6 protein-coding genes are annotated in these 6308 nt (G+C 71.3%); all 6 read right to left on the reverse strand.

The genetic code is table 11. The features are described 5' to 3' along the window. On the reverse strand, positions 1 to 806 hold an 806-nt coding region (locus AOZ49_RS29170), incomplete at its 3' end, for a SphA family protein (protein ID WP_156355784.1). After that, entirely contained in the window at positions 803 to 2434 is a 1632-nt protein-coding gene (locus AOZ49_RS29175; protein WP_369815892.1) for a phytoene desaturase family protein, read from the reverse strand. The genes AOZ49_RS29175 and AOZ49_RS29170, both read right to left, overlap by 4 nt. Continuing rightward, the gene (locus AOZ49_RS29180; RefSeq protein WP_054432234.1) at positions 2431 to 2934 is read right to left on the reverse strand and encodes a flavin reductase family protein; all 504 of its coding nucleotides are present in this window, start codon (positions 2932 to 2934) and stop codon (positions 2431 to 2433) included. Before AOZ49_RS29180 ends, AOZ49_RS29175 begins: the two co-directional genes overlap by 4 nt. Further along, on the reverse strand, positions 2934 to 4175 hold the full coding sequence (locus AOZ49_RS29185) for a styrene monooxygenase/indole monooxygenase family protein (RefSeq protein ID WP_054479346.1): 1242 nt from the start codon (positions 4173 to 4175) through the stop codon (positions 2934 to 2936). Before AOZ49_RS29185 ends, AOZ49_RS29180 begins: the two co-directional genes overlap by 1 nt. A 68-nt stretch (positions 4176 to 4243) precedes the next feature. Continuing rightward, a complete protein-coding gene (locus AOZ49_RS29190) occupies positions 4244 to 5032 on the reverse strand; it encodes an SDR family oxidoreductase (protein ID WP_054479348.1) in 789 nt (262 codons plus the stop codon). Between the two features lie 635 nt (positions 5033 to 5667). After that, a partial coding sequence (locus tag AOZ49_RS33170; protein WP_231690478.1) for a class I SAM-dependent DNA methyltransferase occupies positions 5668 to 6308 on the reverse strand: 641 nt, incomplete at its 5' end.

Below are 6308 nucleotides of genomic sequence, written 5' to 3' on the forward strand. Positions count from 1 at the left end.
AGCCAGCCGCGGTCGTTCATGTAGCGCACCGACGGCCCCACGCCGAAGGCGCGGGCGCGGCCGGCGGCGCTGTTGGGGCCGTTGTCGTCGGTGACCTGCTGGAAGGCATGCCCGCCCACGCCCAGCACCCAGCCCTTGCCCACGCCCCAACCCACCGCGTAGTCGGCGTGGATGGCCTGGCCCGAGCGGGTGTCGGTGGCGGAGTTGCGGAAGTTGAAGTCGTACATCAGCTTCAGGTCGGCGTTGAAGCCGTCCGGGCTGATGCGGCTGAGCGCGAACACGGGCTGGGCGGTCCAGTAGTTCTTGCCGAGGCTGGACGGGTCCTTGCGGTCGTATTCGCCGGTGGGCGCGTACATGTCCAGGCCGACCACGTAGTGCAGCGATTCGGACAGGTGATAGCCCAGCGCCACGCCCAGCGTCATGTCGCCCAGGCCGGTGCTGCGGTAGCGCTGGCCGCCGGCCTTGAAGGTGACGTCCAGCAGCGGCGCGATGGCATGGAAGGCCAGCTGGCCGCCCAGCACCTGCTGCGGCGTGACCCAGATCAGGCGCGGGGCCAGCACGTTGACGTCGACCTTGAAGTCCGGCACCGGCAGGCGTTCGCCATCGTTGCCGCGCAGCTTGTCGTAGCGCGCGCCGCCGCCGTAGACCAGCATGTGCACCCCGGGCGGCGGCAGCGCGCCCGACATGAAGTTCTCCAGGCCGTCCGGATAGATGCCCAGGCCGCCGCCTTCGGTGGCTTGCGCCACGCCGCCGGCCAGCGCCAATGCCGCGGCGCAAGCCAGCCGGCGTGTCAGGTGTCTGCTCATGTTCCGCTCCTGCCCCCGCGGGGCGCGAGTTGTTGTGCGACGAGATAGCCGGAACCGCCGCCCAGTCCGGGACCCGGGTGGGTGGCGGCGCCGATGTGGAAAAGGTTGCGCAGCGGCGTGCGGTGGCCGCGCGCGCCCTGGCTGCCGGCGAACGGGCGCAGCCAGAAGAACTGGTCGGGCGAACAGACGCCTGCGTACGGATCGCCGCCCACCAGGTTGCAGTTCAGCGCCTCCAGGTCGGCCGGCGAGTAGCTGCGGCGGCCGACGATGCGTTGCGCCAGGCCGGGCATGACCGGTTCCAGCCGCGCCTGCACGCGGTCGGCGACGGCCTCGCGCAGGGCCTCGGTCCAGCGGCCGTCGGCGGGCGTGTCGATCAGGCCGGCGGCATCGCCCTTGACGCGCACCGGCAGCTCCTGCATCTGCACCCACAGGATCCAGCCGCCGGCCGGCGCGCGCGACGGATCGACGGCGACCGGCTGGCCGATGGCCAGCGTCGGCCGCGCCGGCAACAGGCCGTTGTTGGCCTCGGTGACCGAGGCGCAGACCTGCTCCATGCTCTCGGTCAGGTGCACCAGCGGCACGTGGCGCAGTTCGGGCGTGCGCCAGTCGGGCGGCGCGTCGAGCGCGAAATGGATCTGCATGCCGCCGCGGCCGTGGCGGTAGCCGGCGGCGCGGCGCCGCACCGGCTCGGGCGCATCGGGCAGCAGCGTGCCGTACAGCTGGCCGGGCGTGACGTTGCAGACCACGGCCTCGCGGGCGCGGTACTCGCGGCCGGCGGCCACGACGCCGACGGCGCGGCGGCGGCGGCCTTCGCCATGCGTCAGGATGCGTTCGACGGCGGCGCCGGTCTGCAGCCGGCCGCCGTGGTGCTCGATGACCTTGGCCAGGGCGTCCACCACGCCCTGGCTGCCGCCCTTGACCACCGGCATGCCGCCGGCCACCACCGCGGCGAAGGTCAGCTTGCCGATCAGCGCCGAACAGGCGTCGTCCGGTCCCAGGCCGGTGTGCAGCACCCAGGGCGCGATCAGCGCGCGCGCCGCGTCGGATTGCAATTCACGGTCGGACCAGCGGCGAAAGCTCTCCAGCGAATCGGCGGCGAACGCCATCAGCCCGTCCAGGCCGCGCCGGCGCCACTCGCCGAACAGCAGCTTGAGCATGCCGGCGCCATAGGGGTTCTGGCCCAGCAGGCCGAAGGTCAGCGCGGCGTCTTCGCCGAACAGGCGTTGCGCCATGGCGCCAAACGCGGCGCCGTCGCCGGGCGCCCAGGCGTCCAGGCGCCGCGCGCTGTCCGCGATGTCCTGCTTGAGGGCGATGCCGCTGCCGTCGGGCAGCGCCAGGCCGGTGGTGTAGTCGCACTGGGCGAATTCCAGGCCGGCCGCCTGCAGGGCCGGCTTGAGGGCGGCGTAGGCGGGGCCGCCGACGAACAGCGGATACCAGCTCGACAGCACGTCGTGGCGGTAGCCAGGAAACAATTCCTCGGTGCGGATGCAGCCGCCCAGGCGGTCGTTGCGCTCCAGCACCAGCACCGATTTGCCGCGCTGCGCCAGCAGCGCGGCGCACACCAGCGAATTCATGCCGCTGCCCACCACGATGATCTGGGCGTCGGACGCGGAAGATGAGGGCATCATAGGGTCAGCGCCGTGAAGCGCCCCGCATGGAACACCAGCGGCGTGGCCTCCAGGCTGGCCACGCGCAGCACCCGGCCGAACAGCAGCAGGTGGTCGCCGGCCGGGCTCTGCTGGTCGTTGGCGCAGACCAGCGTGGCCACGGCGCCGGCGATGGCGGGCACGCCCTCGGGCACCTCGTGCAGCTCGGCGCCTTCGAACTTGTCCGGCACCGCCGGATCGGCGAAGCGCCGCGCCAGCGCCTCCTGGCCGCAGGCCAGTACGCTGATGGTGAAGTGGTCGCAGTCGCGGAACGCCGCCAGGTTGGGCGAGCGGTTCACCAGGCTCCACAGCACCAGCGGCGGATCGAGCGACAGCGAGGCGAAGGAGTTGATGGTCAGCCCGACCTTGCGGCCGTCTGGACAGCGCGTGGCGACGATGGCCACGCCGGTCGGGTAGCTGCCCAGCACGCCGCGCAGGACCTTGGGGTGCAGGTCGGTGCTGCCCCAGTCCAGGGCCGCCATCACGCCGCCGCCCGGGTGGATTTGGCGGCGATGAAGGCCTCGCAGGCGGAGGCGTCGGTCCACCACGGGAAGAAGTTGGGCGGATGGTTGAAGCCGTTGGCGACGGCGCTGGCCAGGGCGGGCGCGTCGCCGGCGGCCTGCAGCAGGTGCAGCAGGTGCGGCGGCGGCGGCAGCAGCATCGAGTTGGTCCAGTCGACCACGGCGCTGGCGTAGTCCCAGAAGCGCTCGAAGGTCTGCTGCATCCACTCGGCCGTGAAGGCCTGGTCGCCGCGCGCCAGGATCGCCTCCAGATAGACGGCGCAGGCCTTGGTGGCGTTGTTCGAGCCCTGGCCGGTGATGGGGTCGTTGGTGACCACGGCGTCGCCCAGCCCGAACACCAGGCGGCCCGACGGCAGCGTCATGACCGGCTGGCGCACCGTCGGCGCGAAGCTGCCGGCCAGGATGCCGTTGGCATCGGTCAGCTCGACCGACGCGCAGCGCTCGGCCTCCCAGGGCAGGAAGGTGCGCAGGATGTCCAGGCTCTTGGCCAGGTGGTTCTGCGGCGTCTTGATATCGCGCCAGCAGTCCATCGGGCCGCCCGGCACGCCTTCGAACACCATGATTTCGCAGGGGCCGGTGGTGGTGAGCGCGGGGAACACGAAGTACTCGCCGACGCCGGGGATCAGGTTGAAGGCGACCCGCGAGAACACCGGCGCCGGGCGCATGCCGTGCACGTAGGTCAAGGCCAGCGCGCGCTGCGGCTTGTCGAAGCGCGAGCGCGCGGTGTCGCGCTCGAACAGCTTGACCACGTCGCCCTTGCCGGCGGCCAGCAGCACCAGGTCGTGCGAGGCGGCCAGCAGCTCCAGCTCGGCCACGCCGCCATCCTGGATCAGCAGGCGGCCGCCGCGGGCGGCGAACAATTCCATCCAGGCCGGCATCTTGATGCGCTGGTCCACCGCCTGCGCCGGACGGTCCAGGCGCGCGGCCCAGTCGATCAGCTTGTGGCCGGGGCGCTCGGGGTGCGGCACGGCCAGGCCAATGCCTTCGACCGGCGGACAGTCGGCTTCCCACTGGTTCAGGCCCAGGTCGCGCTCGATCTGCAGCGAGGCATCGAACATGCACTGGCTGGACATGACCTTGCCGCGGCGGATGTCATCGGGCTCGCGGTTGGTGACCACGGTCACCTCGTAGCCCTTGTCCAGCAGGCCCAGTGCCAACGGCAGGCCGGCCTGCCCTCCTCCGACGATCGCGATTCGACGCATGATGGATCTCCTGTTTGGTGTGCGGGCCCGCCGGGTTCCTGGCGGCCCGATGAGCGGTAAGGCCGGCCTTATTCGGCCAGGCGCGGGATGGCGGGACGGGCCTGTTCGGGGCCCATGGCGGAATAGCCGCCGTCGACGGCGTAGTCGGCGCCGGTGACGAAGCTGGCGTGGTCCGACAGCAGGAAAGCGACCACCTCGGCCACCTCGGCCGGATCGCCGGCGCGGCCCAGCAGGTGGAAGTCGGCGGCGACGCGGTCGGTCTTGGCGCGGTCGCCATGGGTCAGTTCGTCCATCACGCGCGACCAGGTCCAGCCGGGCGAGACCGAATTGACGCGGATGCGGTCGCCGGCGTAGTCCATCGCCAGGCTGCGGGTGACCTGCAGCAAGGCGGCCTTGGAGACCGGATAGAGCCAGCGGCCGGTCTGCGCGACACGCGACGAGATGCTGGTGAAGTTGACGATGGCGCCGCCGCCGGCGGCCACCAGGTGCGGATGCACGGCGCGGGCGGCCATGACGGCGCTGACGACGTTGATGTCCAGGGCGCGCAGCCAGTCGGCGCGGCCGGAGGCGGCGCCGTCGTCGAGGTAGGTGGCGGCGAGGTTGACGAGGTAGTCGATGCGGCCGAAGTGGGCGGCGACCTCGGTGACGGCGCGGGCCAGCTGGGCGTCGTCGGTAATGTCGAGCGGCCAGGCGCGGATGCCGTCGGGGTCGGTGGCGGCGACGCGGGCGGCGCCGCCGGCGTCGATGTCGAAGATGGCGACGCGCACGCCCTTGGCGCGCAGCGCGGCGACGACGCCGGCGCCGATCAGCGTGGCGCCGCCGGTGACGATGGCGGTTTTGTGGGCCAGTCCCTTCATTTGCTTGCCTCTTGGGTTGCTGAGATCGTGAGGCGGATGTTGAGGGCGGGCGCGGGCGGGGCGGTAGCCGGATTTGGCGGCGGGTATCCGGGGAGTGCGGATATTGCGGGGTGGGTTGATGCCCGTCAGGGGGGGGATGGCCGGTGGCTGCGGCGGGTATCCGGTTTGTGCTTCGTATGTATGCGAGCGGGGGGAGTTGTGGCTTTGGGAGGAGGTGCTTCGTAGGTCGCCCCTCGGGCAGGCGGCCTCCCGGGCGGGCGCCCACGATTGCGGTCCGGAGCCTTCGCTCCGGACTGCCCCATCCTCAACCTTGTTGCCGCCTGCGGCGGCTGCCTTCGGTTTCCGTCGGGCGCATCGAGGTTGCCCGCCCGGGAGGCCGCCTGCCCGAGGGGCTACGAGTCTCTCGGTCTGTCGCGCTGCTGGACCCGTGTGCAGGGAATGGAACTTTCAGGGCTGCCAATCTTGGCCGCGCGGGCGGCCAAGATTGGCGTCCAGGCGTTTGAGGGGGTGGCGAATGCGCTGCGCGCCGGTGATTGATGCATATCCATCTTCCGCAACTTGCTGGGAGATAGAGAGAGGTTGGCCATTCCACCGATGCGGGGAGCGGAAGGTGACGCGTGTATCGCGTCATGCGGTCAGTCCGCCCTTCTCCACACGCTGGCGAGCCAGGGTTGTTGTTCGCGTGGCAGGCCGTCGGGGCGGTAGTAGTGTTCGAGTTCTTCGAAGCCTGCCGCTTGCAGCAGGGTGCGCCAGCCTTCCAGGTCGTGGTAGGCGCCGTAGCGACCGCGGTTCCAGCCTTCCTGGTTGCCGCCGCGGGGGTTGGAGCTGAAGAGGACGCCGCGGGGTTTGAGGGTGGCGCGCAGGTCGCGCAGGACGCGGGGCAGTTCCTGGGTGGGGACGTGGAACAGGACGGCGTTGGCGAAGATGCCGTCGAAGCGGGCGGCGGGCAGTTGCAGGCGCAGGAAGTCCTGGTGCCAGACGTCGCAGCCGCTGGCGGCGCGGGCCATGGCGACGAAGCTGGGGGTGCCGTCCAGGCCGACGGGGCGGTGGCCGAGGGCGGCGAAGGTCTTGAGGTCGCGGCCGGGACCGCAGCCGAGGTCGAGGATGTCGCAGGGGGGCTCGCCCTCGATGTGGCGCAGCAACGCGGCGATGTTCTGGCTGACGTCGTGGTCGCGCGTGCCTTCCTCGAAGGACCGGGCGCTTTCTTCGTAGTGGGCCAGGGTCAGTTCGGTGATCTTGGCGAGGTCTTCGGCGTCGAGTTTCATAGGGCGATTGT

This window comes from Achromobacter sp. 2789STDY5608615 (assembly GCF_001298995.1).
GTDB lineage: Bacteria > Pseudomonadota > Gammaproteobacteria > Burkholderiales > Burkholderiaceae_B > Achromobacter > Achromobacter insuavis.